The following is a 15,475-nucleotide window of genomic DNA, read 5'->3' on the forward strand; positions in this document are numbered from 1 at the left end:
CTTCATTCTTGATGTGATGTTTTGTTTTTGCTGGCTCGGCCGATGTCTGTGGTTGAGGCGCCGTCATCCAGGCGCGGGCGCGTCCACCGGCAGGAAGAGACGGAAGGTGGTGCCCTCCGCGCCGGTGGAGACCAGCGAGAGCTGCCCCAGGTGTGACTCGACGATGCGCTTGACCACCGCGAGGCCCAGGCCCGTGCCCTGGGCCTTGGTGGTGAAGAAGGGCTCGAAGATGCGCGGGCGGACATCCACGGGGATGCCGACGCCCGTGTCGGTGAAGTCCACCTGCACGCCGTCTCGGTCCAGGAACGCGCGGCTCGCGGACACGCTCAGCGTCCCCCCGTGCGGCATGGCCTGCACGGCATTGAGCGCGAGGTTGAGGAACGCCTGCCGCATGAGCCGCTCATCCACCGTCACGGGCGGCACGTCCGTCGCCACGCTCCACTCCACGCGCACCGCGAGGTCGCGAGGCGCGCCCTGGTCCGCGAGCGCGCCGCGCACCGACTCCTCCAGCAACTGCGACACCGACACGGGATAGGGATGGGGCGAGGGGGGCCGCGCGAAGGTGAGCAGGTCCGCGACGATGCGGTTGAGGCGGTCCGCCTCTTCTCCCACGATGTCCACCAGCGGCGTGGCCGGACTCTCCGGCCCGACGATGCGTCGGATGGTCGCCACCGAGTTGAAGATGGCGCCCAGGGGATTGCGGACCTCATGGGCCACCACCGCGGACAGCTCGCCCAGCGCGGCCAGCCGCTCGCGGTGCACGAGCTGCGCCTGCGCGCGCGCCAGCTCCGCGTAGCTCTTCTTCAAGTCCTCCACCAGCCGCGCGCCCTCCAGCGCGAGCGACAGCTGGCTGGCGATGGCGCCGGCCCGCTCGACCTCCGCGGCCGTGAATCGCCGCGTCCGCCGCGTCTCCACCACCATGGCCACGCCCACCATGCGCTCATGTACCGCCAGCGGCAGCACGAGGAACGCGAGCCCTTCCGACAAACGCAACAGCTCCTCGTGTCCGCGCGGGTCCTCCCGAGCGTCCTCTACGCGCAGCGGCTGACGCGTGTGGAACACCTCCGCGGTGAAGGAGTGCGGCGGCGGCTCCACGGGGATGGACTGGCCGACCATCGCCGGATGTCCGCCCGTCGCCGCGCGGACGATGAGCCGCTCGCCCGTGGCGTCCGGCAACATCACGTAGGCGTCTGGTGTGTCCACGATGCGCGCCAGACTGGTGACGCCCGTGGACAGCAGCGCGGCGGGCTCCAGCGTGGCGGCCAGGGCCTTGCCCACCTCGTGCATCAGCGCCAGGTCCTCCGCGCGCCCACGCACCTCCTCCAGCAGCCGGTGTGACTCCAGCGCCGCCGCGAAGTGGCTGCCCATGGCCTGGAGCGTCTCCAACTCCAGCGGGGTGAGTCGTCGACGGACGCGGAAGAGCACGCCGAGGGTGCCCACCACGCGCGAGCGCACGCGCACGGGCACGGCCGCCAGCGTTTGAAAGCCTTGCTGGAGCAGCGCCTCGCGCGTGGGGGGAGGGCAGTCCTCCGCGTCCACCACGCGCGCCTCGCCGGAGAGGAACACCACGCCGTTCACGGTGCCCGTCACCGGCGTGCGCGGATGCCGAGCGACCACCTCTCGCGCGAAGCCGTGCGCGTGGATGAGCTCCAGGAACTCGGGGGCCTCCAGCCGTCCTTCTTCCGGCAGGAGCAGCGTCACCGCGTCGCAGCCCAGCAGGCCGGCGATCTCCTCCGTGCCGGGCCCGAAGAACGCGCGCGGATGCGGCGCGGACGCCGCCGCCGAAGCCAACCGGTTGAGCGCCGCCAACGCCGTGTTGCGCGCGCTGAGGCGGGTGATGGTGAGCGCCGCATCCAGCGCGGCGGAGACCTGCGTGGCGAAGCGGCGCACCGGCGCGCGGTCCTCCTCACGCAACCCCACCGCCGCCACGGCCAGCAGCGCCCGCGGCGCGCCCTCCAGATCCACGCGCGCCACCACGCCCGGGAGCGGCTCCGCGCGCAGCGCCTCCGCGCCCACGCCGAGAAACCGCGCCGCCTCCCGCGTGGCGTCCTCCACGAAGACGCAGCCCTCGCTCCACGCCTGCTCGAGCCCGGGCGTCCACGCGCCCCGCCGAGCGGACAACGGCTCGGGGCTCCCGGGCGCGAAGCCTCGCTCCAGCAGCGGCCCCTCTTGTCCCGGGACGACCCAGGCGAACGCCAGGGACATGGCCTCCAGCCCCTCGAACATGCGCCCGAGCACCTGGGCCTCGCTTCGTCGCGTGGGCAGCTCCGCGCCCAGCTCCGCCAACTGCTCCAGCAGCTCGCGACGGCGGACTCGCGCGGTGACGTCGCGCACGTGCACGAGCCACGCGTCGCCGTGCTCCACGGAGGTCAGCTCCACCCGCACCTCGCCGCGAGGGGTGCGCAGCCAGGCGTCCAGGGGCTTTTTCGTCGCCCCGGACCCGTTCCAATTCCGGACGTCCGATGCGTCGGGTCTGCTCAAGAACGAGAGTGCCGGACACCCCAGCACTTCGCCCCGCTCTCGACCCAAGAGGTCAAGCAATGACGCATTGAGGTAGACGACCTGGCAGTCCCTCAACACCGCCACGCCCAGGGGCATGGCGTCGAGGAGCCGGTAGGCCGTCGCATCCTCGGTTCTCACTCGGGCGGAGGGGCTCTGGGCGTCGGAACGGGTCACGGAACGAACCATCGCATCACCCGCCGCGCGGCGCGAACGAAGTCCGCGCGGCTCCGCCCACCACCGCACATCCGCTCGCGCACCGCGCCACGACCAGACACGTTTTGTTGCATCACCCTGTCTTGAAACTCATTGCGTTCCAGCACTTTTGAAAAGTGTTCAGCGTGTTGACACTTGTGACGGAATGGTTTTAAAAATGAAATCACATCAAGGCGCGGTTTATCGGGTCTCAGTGGTAATTGAGCACAGCGAGAAAGCCGCCCACATGAGGGGGATTTCGTTTTGAACCTGCCTCCCGCGGCGCCCGGCGTCATCGTGCAGCAACAAGATGATGCCTATTTCTTGATGGATACCGAAGGTGGCGAGGTCTTCCGCGTCAACGAGACGGCGGCCCGCATCTTCGGGCTGTGCCAGAGCGGCGTCTCACTGGATGCCGCGGTGCAAACGCTCGCGAGCGGCCTGAACGCCGCGGGCCAGGAGGCGGAGATCCTCGCGGACGTCCGGAGGACCGTCGAGCAGTTTCAGGAGCTGGGGCTGTGCGAGCCCCATCCCGCCCCCTGAGCACCTGACCGGGGCGGAGACTTTTCCATCGTGGGGCCCCGCGTCGCGCGTGGGGGACGGCAGCGCCGTGCCCAAAGGGGCCCCGACAGCTGTGTGTCTTTGATTGCGTGTGAAGACACACATGGCTGCCTGTTGCCTGGGACATGGGGTCTCGGCGTGACAGGCATTCACCCTCAACCAGGAGACTCAAACATGTACGTCAAGTCCGAGATCGCTCGCGTGTCCGCCGCTGCCGACAAGTGCACCTGCTCCAACGGCATGGTCGTGGTGGTGAGGAACGACACCATCGACGTGGCCCAGTAGTCCCACCCGCAACTCCACACAGGAGACTCACCATGTACGTCAAGTCCGAGATCGCTCGCGTGTCCGCCGCCGCCGACAAGTGCACCTGCTCCAACGGCATGAACGCGACCGTGAAGATCGACGTCATCAACGTGGCCCAGTAGTCCCACCCGCAACTGCACACAGGAGATTCACCATGTACGTCAAGTCCGAGATCGCCCGCGTTTCCGCCGCCGCCGACAAGTGCACCTGCTCCAACGGCATGGTCATCCTCACCACCGACCAGGTGGCGCAGTAGTCCGCGCCGCTTCACAGGAAAACGCCATGTACATCCAGTCTGAGATCGTCCGCATCTCCGCCACCGCCGACACGTGCACCTGCTCCAACGGCATGGTCGTCGTGTCCGTCGAGGTGGCGGAGTAATCCCCGCCACTCCCAAGGAAAACACCATGTACATCCAGTCTGAGATCGTCCGCGTCTCCGCCGCTGCCGACAAGTGCACGTGCTCCTCCGGCATGGCCACCGACGTCTCGGTGCGCGCGGAGTAGTCCCGCCCGCCTCGCTCACGCGGAGCCTCGAGGGGTTCCTCCCCTTCGAACGCACCCGAGTGTCTGCATTTGCGGACCGGTGAGCCGGGGCACCCCAGTCACGCGAAACCTTTCGGGAGACATCGCATGCGTCGTCCATCCGTGAGTGCCCGCGTTGCCGTTGCCACGGTGCCGCTTCGCTGTTGTCGCGGCATGGCTGTCCCGTCCGGGACGGTCGGGCTGGGGCTCTAGTCGTCCATGGCCGGGCGGAAGGGCAGGTCCCTTCCGCCCGGCTGTGTTTCCTCTTGCGTCCGACCTGGTCCGCGCCGTGCCTTCCACATCCACTTCGTTGTTGCTCTTCACCCAGGCGGACCTGGGTGGCCGCACGCTCTTCCGGACTGTCCCGGTGGACGTGGCGGTGAAAGAGGGCCAGGGCCGACTCTGGGTGGACCTGTCCCGCGACAATGCCTTCACGCCGACGTGGCAGCAGCACGTGCGTCACCTTGGAGCGCTCGGCCGGCGGCACTACGTGCTGGCCTGGGACGAGACGGACCTGCATGTGTCGCCGCGCGGCAAGGGCGTGACGCTGGACGGTCGCAGTGCATCCCTGCCGCTCTTCGTGGCCTGGGTGGCGCTCCTCAGCGGGCAGCCGCTGCCCACGCCTTTTCTGGCCACGGGCGTGGCGCTCGACGAGCACGGCGAGAAGCTGGCCCCGGCGCCTCGTGAGTACCTGCAAGGAAAGCTGAGCGTGGCGGACGCCTACGCGCGCCAGCGATTCGCCGCGTCCCTGCCGGTGCCGGTGTACGTGCCCGCGGGCAGCGGCCATGACCCCGCGCCCTTCACGGCGTTGGACGTGCGTCCGGTGGCCACGCTCACCGACGCGGTGGCGCGAGTGCTGGGGCTGTCACCTCGAAAGGAGGACGCATGATCCGCCAAGGCGTCCGGGCCATCCGCGAGATGTATGGGTTGACGCGCGGCCTGGGAAACCTGCGCGTGCTGCTCGCCTCGGGCCTGGTGGGGATGCTGGCCTCGGGCCTGCTCAACCCCGTGATGGGCCTCTACCTGCGCTCGCGCGGGCTGAGCTTCCAGGAGATTGGCACGCTGTACACGGCGGGCTCGCTCCTGCCCATCTTCGTCCAGCCCATGCTGGGCTCGCTGTCGGACCGCTACGGGCGCAAGCCCTTCGTGGTGGGGCTGTCGCTGGCCACGTCGTTGCTGGTGCCGCTGGTGGCGCTCATCCATGACGCCCGCCCGCTGGCCGCGGTGATGGTGCTCAAGATGCTGCTGGCCCGGAGCGCCGCGCCGGTGTCCAACGCGATGGTGGCGGACTTCGCCCCCACGCGGCAGCGCGCCACCATCTTCGCGATGCTGGACGCGACGTCGAACCTCTTCTTCGTCGCGTCGTTGTTCGCGTCCTCCGCCGTGGTCCGCTGGATGTCCATCAGCGGCGCCTTCTTCCTCGCGGGCGCGCTGTTCATGGTCAGCAGCCTGGTGTTGCTGGCGCTCGACTCGAGCGAGACCGTCACGCCGCCCCCCGAGTCCTCCTCGCAGGCCGGCTGGCGCCTGGCGCTGAAGGGACTGGTGGCGCCGTTCTCGTACGTGCGAGCGCAGCCGCATCTGGCGGGCCTGTTCCTGTGGCAGTTCTTCTTCACCTTCGCGCTGGGCCTCTTCCCCACGTACATGCCGCTGTACGTGGTGGAGCTGGGCGCGCCGCGCGAGGCGGTGGGGCCGTTGGTCGCCGCCTCGTGGCTCGTCTTCGCCTTCGTGCAGCCCTTTGGCGGGCGGCTGTCGGATCGCCTGCCGCGGCGCGTGGGCCTCATCACCGTGGGGTTGGGCGGCATGGTGGTGGCGAGCGCGCTCTTGGGCGTGGCGGGCTGGATGCCGCCGCGGCTGGCCTTGAGCACGCTGTTGTTCGCCTGGGTGTTGTTGGCGGTGCCGGACGGGCTGCATCGCTCGTCGGCGGCCGCGCTGGTGGTCGAGCAGGTGCCCAGCGCCGCGGAGCGAGGGCGCTTCATGGGCGCGCTGGGCTCGGGCGCGGCCCTGGCGCAGGTGCTCGCGCCCATCACCTACGGCGCCGTCGCCCAGCGGCTGGGCATCTCCGCCGCGTTCCTTCTGTCCTCGGGGGCCTTCCTGTGGGCCCTCGTCTGTGTGGCACGGGTGAGGGAGCCTCGCGGCGCTCCCGCCACGCCCGCGCTCAGCCTCACTCCTACTTCGGAGCCCGGATGAAAACGTGGAGCAAGGCCTGTCTCCGGGGCGCCGCGCTGCTGGCGTCCTTCCTCGTGCCCGCCGCGGCCTTCGGCGACTCGACCTATCAGGTCCAGGCGACCAAGACGACCGAGCACATCACCATCGACGGCACGGGCGACGAGCCCGCGTGGCAGACCGCGCCGGAGATTTCCGGCTGGCACCTGACCCGCATCGACTACGGAAAGCCCGCGCGCGATGACACCAAGGTCCGCATCCTCTACGACGCGGACAACCTCTACTTCCTCTTCCACTGCATCGACTCGCAGCCGGACCGCATCACCGGCTACACGGTGCAGAACGAGGGGTTCCTCCACCAGGAAGACAACATCACCATCATCCTGGACACGTTCCTGGACCACCGGAACGCGTACTACTTCTGGACGAACACGCTCGGTGTTCGCACCGACGGGCGCATCGTGGATGACGGCGAGGCGTTCTCCACCAACTGGAAGGGCGAGTGGGAGTCCAAGTCCACCGTCGTCTCGGACGGGTGGATCGCCGAGCTGCGCATCCCCTTCGCCAACTTCCAGTTCCCGAAGAAGGACGTGGTGACGTTCGGCATGCTCCTGGACCGCGAGCAGTCGCGCAATCAGGAGTGGAGCAACTGGACGCCCGATGGCGTGAACAGCGCGAAGGTGAGCCGCTATCCCCACCTGGAGGGCCTGCAAGGCATCAACCCGCGCAGCGTGTTCAGCATCACGCCGTATGCCGCGGCCACCGTGGCGTTGAAGACGGACGACGGGCGCGGCGTGTTCCGGCCCAACGTGGGCGCGGACGCGCGCATCGACCCCGCGCCCTGGCTGTCCATGAAGCTGACGGCCAACCCGGACTTCAGCGACGCGGAGGCGGACCAGGGCTTTCTCTTGCTGGACACCGAGCAGCCCCTCTTGCCGGAGCGCCGCCAGTTCTTCCTGGAGAGCGAGCACCTCTTCATCGCGCCCATCAACGTGTTCACCTCGCGCCGCATCGCGCTGCGCCCGCATGACCGCGTCTGGGGGGGCCTGCAGCTCACCGGCAAGCTGGGCGGCCTCAACTTCGCGCTGCTCGACGTGCAGCACCGAGACCTGTCCGGCCGCACCCCGGATGGCTCGGAGGTGTACGAGAACGTCAACTCGGGCGTGGTGCGGCTGCAGCAGGACCTGGGCAAGCGCTCCATGCTGGCGCTCGTGGCGCTCAATCGCAGCGGACGCGGCGGCCTGTATGGCGACTCGAACTTCTCCACGGTGGGAATGGACGCCAACATTCACATCTACGAGGAGTTCTTCATCCAGGCCGAGGCCCTGCGCAGTTGGAGCCCGCTGGGCAACGTGGACGCGGACGCCTACCACGTGGGCCTCCACCGCTTCGACACGCTGTCGGAGTTCTGGCTCCAGTTCGAGGACATCGGGAAGAACTACGCGAACCCGCTGGGCTGGACGCCGGTGGTGGACAAGCAGGGCTGGAACTCGCACCTGTTCTTGAACCCGTTCCCCAAGTGGCGCTTCCTGCCTCGGCTGGACGTGACGTGGGACACGCTGTGGCGGCGCAACCACGAGGGCGCGCGCACGCGCTACCGCCAGCGGCTCAACGTGCAGCCCTACCTGCACCACAACTTCGCGCTCTACTTCGACGGCATCTACGACGACAACGAGGGCTTCCGGAACCGCTTGGCCACGGCGGGCTTCACGCTGTTCCCGCATGACTGGCAGAGCTTCACGCTGACCGCGATTGGCGGGCGCTTCCTGGGCGGCGAGATTCGCGGCCTCAACGGCGCCTTCAACCTGAAGCTGGGGCCCCACATCGTCGCGAAGTTCAGCGGCTTCTATACGCGCAACTTCGGCGTGCCCGAGGGCAGCAAGCTCTTTGGCGCCTCGGGGGATGGCTACAGCTGGTCTGGCTACGCGCAGCTTCGCTACCACTTCAGCCCGGACCTCTACGCGCGCGTCACGTTCCAGAAGGGCGATGTGTTCGAGCTGGCGGACTACAACAGCGTCAAGGGCACGTTCCTGGACGCGATGGTGGGGTGGCACTACCGCCAGTGGAGCGACATCTTCCTCGTCTATACGGATCAGCCCTTCAATGGCTCACAGGAGCGGCGAATCCTTTCCAAGATTTCCTTCAACTACTGAGGACCCCCCGCATGAGCTCCGCGAACCCCACGGCCCTCAAGAGCCGCTATGACGAGGTGTCGCCCAAGTATGAGCAGACGGCGCCCAACCACGTGGCCATCAAGCTGTTCTGGCTGGCGTACGAGCACCTGACCTGGAAGCCCGTGGAGGCGCTGCTGCCCAAGGACGGCCGGTCCTGGCGGGTGCTGGACGCGGGCGGGGGCGGCGGCAAGTTCGGCACGCGCTTCGCGGAGGCCGGGCACCACGTCACGGTGCTGGACATCTCGCCCGGGATGCTGGACGGCGCGCGCGCGCAGTTCTCCACGAAGGGCCTGCTGGAGCGGGCCACCTTCGTGGAGGGCAACGTGGCGGCGCTCGACTTCGCCGACGCGTCGTTCGACCTCGTCTTCTGCGAGGGCGACCCGGTCTCGTATTGCCTGGACGCCCATCCCCGCGCGGTGCGGGAGCTGGTGCGCGTGGCGAAGCCGGGCGCGCCGGTGGTGCTCGGCGTGGACAACCGCTACGAGGCCTTCTCCGGGACGCTGAAGATGGGCAAGCCCGCTGACGCATTTCAATCCCTGCTCGATGGCCGCACCACGTGTCCCTATGGCCTGCCGGTGCACGCCTTCACGGTGCGCGAGCTGGAGAAGGTGGTGGCCGAAGCGGGCGCGGAGCTGGACGAGATTTTCGGCAAGCCCGTCATGTTCTTCGACATGCTCCAGGCCATGGCCGCCGCGCGCGGCACGCCCGGGACGCCGTGGGATGCGTGGGCGGCGCGCGACGAAATCCTCGCGCTCCAGGAGCGGCTGGCGCACGAGGGCTTCGCGGTGCTGGGGCAGCACTTCCAGGTCATGGCGCGCCGCAAGGCGTGAGGAGCGCGCCATGGAGCTTCCCTATCTGGGCGTGGGTCTCAGCTATCGCTGGGACCTGAACCCTCACCTCGCGCGAGGCAATCCGGGCGTGGACTGGCTGGAGGTGACGCCCGAGCACTTCCTGCCGCTCACGGACGACGCGGAGCGGCGCCTGGACGTCCTGGCCAAACGCTATCCGTTGGTGGGCCACAGCCTGGAGTTGAGCGTGGGCTCGGACGGCGTGGACGCGCCGGGCTATCGGGATGGCTTGCGTCGCATCGTCTCGCGGACGAAGAGCGTGTGGCACGGGGACCATCTGTGTTTCACGCGCGTGGGACCTCTGCCCTTGCGCGCGCTCACGCCCGTGCCGCTGACGGACGAGGCGGTGGAGACGTGCGTGCGCAACGCCCGCGCGGTGCGCGCCGACCTGGGCGTGCCGTTCGTGCTGGAGAACATCGCCTATCTCTTCCACACCGACCTCGACACGCTGGACGAGGCGGACTTCATCCGTCGCGTGGTGGAGGGCGCGGACTGCGGCCTGCTGTTGGACTTGCACAACGTCTATTGCAACGCGGTGAACCACGGCTACGACGCGTATCGCTTCCTCGACCGTCTGCCATTGGACCGCGTGGTGCAGATCCACCTCGCCGGCGGCGTGACGGCCGAGGGCCTGCGCTTGGACAGCCACTCCGCTCCCTCGCCCGAGGAGGTGTGGCAGCTGCTGGAGTACGTCGTCCCGCGCTGCCCGGTGCGCGGCGTCAACTTCGAGATGGACAGTGGTTTTCCTCCCTTCGTGCGCCTGGTGGAGGAGCTGGCGCGGGCGCGCGCCATCTTGCAACGCCATGGCGCGAGCAAAGCCTGACGGAGCCTCCTCGCCATGAGCTATTCCCAGTCATTGGAAGTGCTGGCGCGGCTGCACGTGGATCCGCGCTTTCGTCGGGCATGGAGTCAGGACGCGAGCGCCGCGCTCACGGCCTACGCGCTGACGCCTCGGGAGCGCGAGGCGCTTGGTCGCGTGGACGCGACCATGGTGGACCGGGCGGGCCGGATGATGGACTACCACCGCGGCGCGCGGGTGACCGAGCAGCTGCCGTGGGTGGACGTGTCGAAGCGTCCCGAGCTCGGGCCTCGGCTGCATCGTTTCATGGCGGAGGTGTTGCCCGAGCTGCTCAACCGCGAGGAGGCCATCACCTTCTGCCGTGACCTCGAAGCGCGGCCCGATGGGTTGCCCGCGTATGGGGCGGAGCTGGCGCGATGTGAGCGATTGCGGCTCGGGCTCGCCTGGGGCCTGGAGCCGATGACAGGCGGCGCGCGGGTGGAGTCCTTCACCTACCCGGTGCTGGAGATTCTGGCCGCGCTGGCGGCGCGCCCGGGTTGGCCCGAGGTGACGCCGCGCCCCACGCGCGTGGAGTACCTGAAGGTGCCGGGCCTGCCCGCCGTGTGGGTGCGCGGGTAGGCCCGGAGCCCGTCGCCGCGCTCAGTGCGTGGCGCCGCGGTGGTGCACCTTCTGATAGGTGCCCAGCAGCTCGGCCTCGCCGAGCACGTGGCCGTTCATGGCCTCCCTTAGCTCGGCGCGCGTGGCCCGCCCCAGGTCGGGGAGCACGGTGTCCAGCGCGTACAGCCGGAAGAAATAGCGGTGGTTGCCGACGGGCGGCATGGGCCCGCCGTAGGCCGAGCGGTGGAAGTCGTTGAGCCCCTGCCGCACCCCGGCCGGGAGCACGTCCAGGTTGGCGCCGTCCGGCAGGTCCTGGGCGCCCGGGGGGATGTTGTAGAGGACCCAGTGGCAGAAGGTCATCTTCGGGTTCTGCGGGTCCGGGGCATCCGGGTCCTCCACGATGAGGGCCAGGCTCTGGGTCCCAGCGGGCGGGTTCTCCCAGTGAAGGGGCGGCGCCTTGTCCTCCCCCTCCCCCGTGTAGGCGATGGGGATGGGGCCGCCGTTCTTGAATCGCGGGGACGTGAGCTCGAGCGGCTTGGGCATTCGACTCCTCCGGGACGACGCGCGGAAAGGATGCGGTGCGCAAGGCAAGCTGGCGACTCGGGAGCCGCCGCGGCGAGGCGCGGCCGGGCGGGCCCTGGCCTCGGCGTCCGCCCGCCAGACGAGCACGGCAGATCCTCCGAGCGAGAGAAGAACTCACGCCTGCCGCAACCCCCTCTCCCGAGGGAGTGTCCACCCCCGGATGGTAGCGGTTGCGCCTGCCGCTCATTCGGTGCTAAGCGGCGCCCGCGCGTGGAATGGGGCAGGGTGGGGTGATGGTGAAACCCAAGGTTTCCCAGGGTTTGGTGAGGCGTCCACATGGCGGAGCGACGACCCTCGAACAACCGTCCCGATGACCGGGAGCTGGGCGAGACAGCCCGGCAGATGAGGGCCGCGGAGCCCTACATCTCGGCGGTGTGGAAGTTGGTGGGCGGCGCGGTGGTGGGGGTGCTGGGCGGGTGGTGGCTGGACCGGTGGTTGGGGACGGCGCCGTGGGTGCTGCTGGGGCTGAGCCTGGTGGGGATTTGCGTGGGCTTCTACGGCTTCCTCCGTGAGATGGCCCGACTGGGGAAGCGGAAGTGACGCGGGAGTCTGGAAGCGACCCGTTCCGGTCGCACGCGGGGTTGGCGGCGGGGGTGATGGTCGTGGGGCTGGTGGTGGCCGCCGCGATGCCGAAGGCGGCGGATGACCGGCTGGCGGCCTTGTTGGGCGTGGGGTTGTCGGCGGTGGCGGGTGTCCTGGCGCTGCTGTTGAAGCGACGGGCGATGCGGCAGGCGGACCTGAAGGCCGCGCTGAAGGTCGTGGGGTTGGTGTTCGCGCTGCGCGGGGTGTGCGTGGGGTTGGGGTTGGCGTGGGTGGTGTCTCGAGATTTGAGCGCGGTGCCGTTCGTGGGCGGCTTCTTTGGCGTCTACTTCGCGCTGCAGTGGATTGAAGTGAGCTACGTGATGGCCGCGTCGAAAGGCGCGGCGGGCGGAGACGAGTGATGCGCAAGGCTATGGTGCTGTTCGCCTGTCTGTTCGCGGGCGCCGTGCAGGCCTCGGAGCATGAGTCCGAGGGGCACGAGCCCGCGGGCCACGAGGCCCCCGCGGGTGGCCATGAGGCGGCGGGGAAGGAGGACGTGGCCGGCTACATCCTCCACCACGTGGCGGACTCGAATGAGTACGAGTTCGAGGTGCCGCTCAGCTCCGAGGAGCACGTCATCCACCTGCCCCGGCTGCTCATCCCCTTCCACGAGGGGGCGTGCGCGCCGGTGGCCTCCGAGCACGGCGAAGTGACGCCGGGCCTGGGCGCCGGGTGCCTGGACCTCTCCATCACCAAGCACACGGTGATGATGTGGCTGGCGGCGGTGCTGCTCATCGGCTCGCTGATGCTGTGGAGCAACCGCGACAAGTCCAAGCTGGTGCCGCGCGGCGCCGGGGCCAACCTCTTCGAGATGCTCGTCCTCTTCGTGCGTGACGAGCTGGCCATCAAGAACATCGGCAAGGAGGAGGGGCCCAAGTACACGCCCTACCTGCTGACCGCGTTCTTCTTCATCCTCTTCATGAACCTGCTGGGCCTGTTCCCCTGGATGGCGACCGCCACGGGCAACATTGCGGTCACCTGCGGCCTGGCGGTGTGCACCTTCGTCGTCACCCAGATTGCCGGCATCCGCGCGGCGGGCCTGGGCGGCTACCTGAAGCACCTGACGGGCGGCGTGGCCCCCTGGCTGTGGCCGATCATGATTCCGGTGGAAGTGCTGGGCCTGTTCACCAAGCCCTTCGCGCTCACCATCCGTCTCTTCGCCAACATGCTGGCGGGCCACATCGTCATCTTCTTCCTCCTGGGCCTCATCTTCATGCTGGCCCACCCCGCGGTGGCCCTGGTGAGCGTGCCGTTCGCCTTCGGCATCTACCTGCTGGAGCTGTTCGTGGCCTTCGTGCAGGCGTACGTCTTCACGATGCTCTCGGCCCTCTTCATCGGCATGGGCGTGGCCATGGGCCACCACCACGATGACCACGGCCACGAGGGCGACCACGGGCACGGCCACAAGGAAGACGGCCACGCCCACGACCACGGCAAGGCGCACGCCTGAGCCGGTCGCGGTCTCATCGAGTTGACGGGGCGCGGCGGTACGGCGCCCCGGTTGAAGACCTGGCGATTCGAAAGGTCGCCAGAGGTAGTCCTCAAGGGAATTCACGACCCCCCCACAAGCGGGTCCTCGCTCTGAAAGTAGAAGTGCTTCCATGACCAACTTCGCTCTTGCCTTCCTCGCCGCCGGTATCGGCGCTGGCCTCTCCATCATCGGCGCCGCCCTCGGCATCGGTAAGCTCGCCGCCGCCGCCATGGACGCCACGGGCCGTCAGCCGGCCGCCGCTGGCGACATCCGCACCACGATGATCATCGCCGCGGCCCTCATCGAAGGCGCCACGCTGTTCGCGCTGGTCGTTTGCATCCTGCTCGCCATCAAGGCCTAAGCAGGTTCGTCACGCCGCACTGGCGCCCCGGGCTCGAGTCCGCGGGCGCCAGGTCGGTGCAGTTCCCGCTTCACCCGCAGTTCCCGCCCTCCTCTCTTCACGCCTCGGGACACGCCATGCTCCTGCCCTCCGTCCTCGCCTCCAGCAGCTTCGTGGAGGTCCGCCCGGGACTCATCTTCTGGACCATCGTCACCTTCATCCTCGTGCTCGTCGTCCTCCGGGCGAAGGCGTGGGGCCCCATCCTCCAGTTGGTGGAGGAGCGCGAGAAGCAGATCTCCAACGCCATCGAGAGCGCCAAGCGTGAGCGCGCCGAGGCGGAGAAGCTGCTCGCCGACCAGAAGACGGCCATCGCCGAGGCCCGCCGTGAGGCCGCGGAGATGATGCGCCGCAACCAGGCGGACATGGAGAAGTTCCGCGACGAGCTGATGGCCAAGAGCCGCAAGGAGGCCGAGGAGCTCAAGGCCGGCGCTCGCCGCGAAATCGAGGAGCAGAAGTCCAAGGCCATCGCGGAGGTCCGCTCCATGGCCGTGGACCTGTCCATGGAAGTGGCCGGCAAGCTCCTGAACGAGCGCATGGACGACAGCAAGCACCGCGCGCTGGCCGAGCAGTTCGTGCAGTCCCTGCCGGTGCAGGGCGCGCGCAAGTCGGCCTAGCGGGAAGCGTGCCCCCGGGCCCGCCTGTTCCAGGAATCCAACATGGCTCTCTCCATCGGCATTGTCGGACTGCCCAACGTGGGCAAGTCCACCCTGTTCAACGCGTTGTCCGCCGCGGGCGCGCAGGCGGCCAACTACCCGTTCTGCACCATCGAGCCGAACGTGGGCGTGGTGCCGGTGCCGGATGACCGCCTGGACCAGCTGTCGGCCCTCATCAAGCCGCTGAAGAAGATCCCCACGTCGCTGGAGTTCGTGGACATCGCTGGCCTGGTGCGCGGCGCGTCCAAGGGCGAGGGCCTGGGCAACCAGTTCCTGGCGAACATCCGCCAGGTGGATGCCGTGCTCCACGTGCTGCGCTGCTTCGAGGACGAGAACATCACCCACGTCGAGGGCGGCGTGGATCCGGTGCGGGACCGGGATGTCGTCGACACGGAGCTGTGCCTCAAGGACCTGGAGACGGTGGAGAAGCGCCGCGAGCGCGCCCAGCGCAACGCCAAGTCGGGCGGCAAGGCGGGCGACGAGGCCAAGGCCGAGCTGGTGCTGCTGGACCGCATCAAGGCGGGGCTGGACAACGCGACCACCGTGCGCGCGCAGAAGCTCACGGATGACGAGCGCGCGGCCATCCGCGACATGTTCCTGCTGACGGACAAGCCCGTGCTGTACGTGGCGAACATCAGCGAGGGGCAGATTGGCAAGGACGAGGGCGACAAGTACGTCCAGGCCGTGCGCGACATGGCCACCAAGGAAGGCGCGGGCGTGGTGGTGCTGGCCGCCGCCATGGAGTCGGAAATCCAACAGCTCCCCGAGGCCGAGCGTCCGGGCTTCCTGGAGAGCGCGGGGCTGACGGAGCCGGGCCTGCACAAGGTGGTGCGCGCCGGCTACAAGCTGCTGGGCCTGTGGACCTACTTCACGGTGGGCGAACAGGAGTGCCGTGCCTGGACCATCCACCAGGGCTTCAAGGCGCCGCAGGCGGCGGGCGTCATCCACTCGGACTTCGAGCGTGGCTTCATCAAGGCCGAGGTGATGCGCTGGGAGGACCTGGTGAAGCTGGGCAGCGAGTCCTCCGTGAAGGAGAAGGGCCTGCTGCGCGTGGAAGGCAAGGAGTACGTCGTCCAGGACGGCGACTGCATGCACTTCCGCTTCAACGTCTGAGGCGTCGCGCG

General features: G+C 68.8%; 15 protein-coding genes. 13 read left to right on the forward strand and 2 right to left on the reverse strand.

Annotation, left to right across the window (positions count from 1 at the left end):
- Positions 1-63 precede the first annotated feature (63 nt).
- Positions 64-2,676: a GAF domain-containing protein gene (locus KRR26_RS09100; protein ID WP_328707091.1), complete on the reverse strand. Its 2,613-nt coding sequence runs from the start codon at positions 2,674-2,676 to the stop codon at positions 64-66.
- 282 nt (positions 2,677-2,958) lie between these two features.
- On the opposite strand from KRR26_RS09100, the gene KRR26_RS09105 reads away from it, so the two are divergent.
- The 7 genes from KRR26_RS09105 to KRR26_RS09135 all read left to right on the forward strand — a co-directional run bounded on the left by KRR26_RS09105 (position 2,959) and on the right by KRR26_RS09135 (position 10,687).
- Complete coding sequence (locus tag KRR26_RS09105; RefSeq protein WP_217079622.1) at positions 2,959-3,237, forward strand: PqqD family protein; 279 nt, start codon at positions 2,959-2,961, stop codon at positions 3,235-3,237.
- A gap of 1,137 nt (positions 3,238-4,374) precedes the next feature.
- On the forward strand, positions 4,375-4,974 hold the full coding sequence (locus KRR26_RS09110) for a hypothetical protein (protein ID WP_217079623.1): 600 nt from the start codon (positions 4,375-4,377) through the stop codon (positions 4,972-4,974).
- Positions 4,971-6,272 carry an MFS transporter gene (locus tag KRR26_RS09115; protein ID WP_120207514.1) on the forward strand — a complete coding sequence of 434 codons (1,302 nt, stop codon included), beginning with the start codon at positions 4,971-4,973 and terminating at the stop codon, positions 6,270-6,272. Before KRR26_RS09110 ends, KRR26_RS09115 begins: the two co-directional genes overlap by 4 nt.
- Complete coding sequence (locus tag KRR26_RS09120; protein ID WP_120207516.1) at positions 6,269-8,401, forward strand: carbohydrate binding family 9 domain-containing protein; 2,133 nt, start codon at positions 6,269-6,271, stop codon at positions 8,399-8,401. Before KRR26_RS09115 ends, KRR26_RS09120 begins: the two co-directional genes overlap by 4 nt.
- Positions 8,402-8,412: 11 nt before the next feature.
- Entirely contained in the window at positions 8,413-9,252 is an 840-nt protein-coding gene (locus KRR26_RS09125) for a class I SAM-dependent methyltransferase (protein ID WP_217079624.1), read from the forward strand.
- A 10-nt stretch (positions 9,253-9,262) separates the two neighbouring features.
- On the forward strand, positions 9,263-10,093 hold the full coding sequence (locus KRR26_RS09130) for a DUF692 domain-containing protein (protein ID WP_217079625.1): 831 nt from the start codon (positions 9,263-9,265) through the stop codon (positions 10,091-10,093).
- 15 nt (positions 10,094-10,108) lie between these two features.
- Positions 10,109-10,687 (forward strand): hypothetical protein, encoded by a 579-nt coding sequence (locus tag KRR26_RS09135; protein ID WP_120207521.1) that lies wholly within the window; start codon positions 10,109-10,111, stop codon positions 10,685-10,687.
- 21 nt (positions 10,688-10,708) lie between these two features.
- Here the strand turns inward: KRR26_RS09135 and KRR26_RS09140 are convergent, their stop codons facing one another.
- A complete protein-coding gene (locus KRR26_RS09140; protein WP_120207523.1) occupies positions 10,709-11,209 on the reverse strand; it encodes a YbhB/YbcL family Raf kinase inhibitor-like protein in 501 nt (166 codons plus the stop codon).
- 315 nt (positions 11,210-11,524) lie between these two features.
- Here KRR26_RS09140 and KRR26_RS09145 point away from each other — a divergent pair, with 315 nt between their 5' ends.
- From KRR26_RS09145 to ychF, 6 genes are all read left to right on the forward strand, one after another.
- Complete coding sequence (locus tag KRR26_RS09145) at positions 11,525-11,788, forward strand: AtpZ/AtpI family protein (protein WP_120207526.1); 264 nt, start codon at positions 11,525-11,527, stop codon at positions 11,786-11,788.
- A gap of 56 nt (positions 11,789-11,844) precedes the next feature.
- Positions 11,845-12,189, forward strand: a complete 345-nt coding sequence (locus KRR26_RS09150) for a hypothetical protein (RefSeq protein ID WP_233577228.1) — start codon at positions 11,845-11,847, stop codon at positions 12,187-12,189.
- Positions 12,189-13,277 (forward strand): F0F1 ATP synthase subunit A, encoded by a 1,089-nt coding sequence (gene atpB / locus KRR26_RS09155; protein WP_120207529.1) that lies wholly within the window; start codon positions 12,189-12,191, stop codon positions 13,275-13,277. Before KRR26_RS09150 ends, atpB begins: the two co-directional genes overlap by 1 nt.
- A gap of 151 nt (positions 13,278-13,428) precedes the next feature.
- On the forward strand, positions 13,429-13,659 hold the full coding sequence (locus tag KRR26_RS09160) for an ATP synthase F0 subunit C (RefSeq protein WP_120207531.1): 231 nt from the start codon (positions 13,429-13,431) through the stop codon (positions 13,657-13,659).
- Between the two features lie 116 nt (positions 13,660-13,775).
- On the forward strand, positions 13,776-14,312 hold the full coding sequence (gene atpF, locus KRR26_RS09165) for a F0F1 ATP synthase subunit B (RefSeq protein WP_120207533.1): 537 nt from the start codon (positions 13,776-13,778) through the stop codon (positions 14,310-14,312).
- Positions 14,313-14,354: 42 nt separating this feature from the next.
- Positions 14,355-15,464, forward strand: coding sequence for a redox-regulated ATPase YchF (gene ychF / locus KRR26_RS09170; RefSeq protein ID WP_120207535.1), 1,110 nt, complete (start codon positions 14,355-14,357; stop codon positions 15,462-15,464).
- The last annotated feature ends 11 nt before the right edge of the window (positions 15,465-15,475 follow it).

This window comes from Citreicoccus inhibens (assembly GCF_019039035.1).
Lineage (GTDB): Bacteria > Myxococcota > Myxococcia > Myxococcales > Myxococcaceae > Citreicoccus > Citreicoccus inhibens.

Coding starts and splice junctions, on each gene's coding strand:
- KRR26_RS09140 (WP_120207523.1), bottom strand. CDS start 11,209: ATGCCCAAGCCGCTCGAGCTCACGTCCCCGCGATTCAAGAACGGCGGC.
- KRR26_RS09130 (WP_217079625.1), top strand. CDS start 9,263: ATGGAGCTTCCCTATCTGGGCGTGGGTCTCAGCTATCGCTGGGACCTG.
- KRR26_RS09150 (WP_233577228.1), top strand. CDS start 11,845: ATGGTCGTGGGGCTGGTGGTGGCCGCCGCGATGCCGAAGGCGGCGGAT.
- KRR26_RS09125 (WP_217079624.1), top strand. CDS start 8,413: ATGAGCTCCGCGAACCCCACGGCCCTCAAGAGCCGCTATGACGAGGTG.
- atpF (WP_120207533.1), top strand. CDS start 13,776: ATGCTCCTGCCCTCCGTCCTCGCCTCCAGCAGCTTCGTGGAGGTCCGC.
- KRR26_RS09160 (WP_120207531.1), top strand. CDS start 13,429: ATGACCAACTTCGCTCTTGCCTTCCTCGCCGCCGGTATCGGCGCTGGC.
- ychF (WP_120207535.1), top strand. CDS start 14,355: ATGGCTCTCTCCATCGGCATTGTCGGACTGCCCAACGTGGGCAAGTCC.
- KRR26_RS09135 (WP_120207521.1), top strand. CDS start 10,109: ATGAGCTATTCCCAGTCATTGGAAGTGCTGGCGCGGCTGCACGTGGAT.
- KRR26_RS09115 (WP_120207514.1), top strand. CDS start 4,971: ATGATCCGCCAAGGCGTCCGGGCCATCCGCGAGATGTATGGGTTGACG.
- KRR26_RS09120 (WP_120207516.1), top strand. CDS start 6,269: ATGAAAACGTGGAGCAAGGCCTGTCTCCGGGGCGCCGCGCTGCTGGCG.
- KRR26_RS09145 (WP_120207526.1), top strand. CDS start 11,525: ATGGCGGAGCGACGACCCTCGAACAACCGTCCCGATGACCGGGAGCTG.
- atpB (WP_120207529.1), top strand. CDS start 12,189: ATGCGCAAGGCTATGGTGCTGTTCGCCTGTCTGTTCGCGGGCGCCGTG.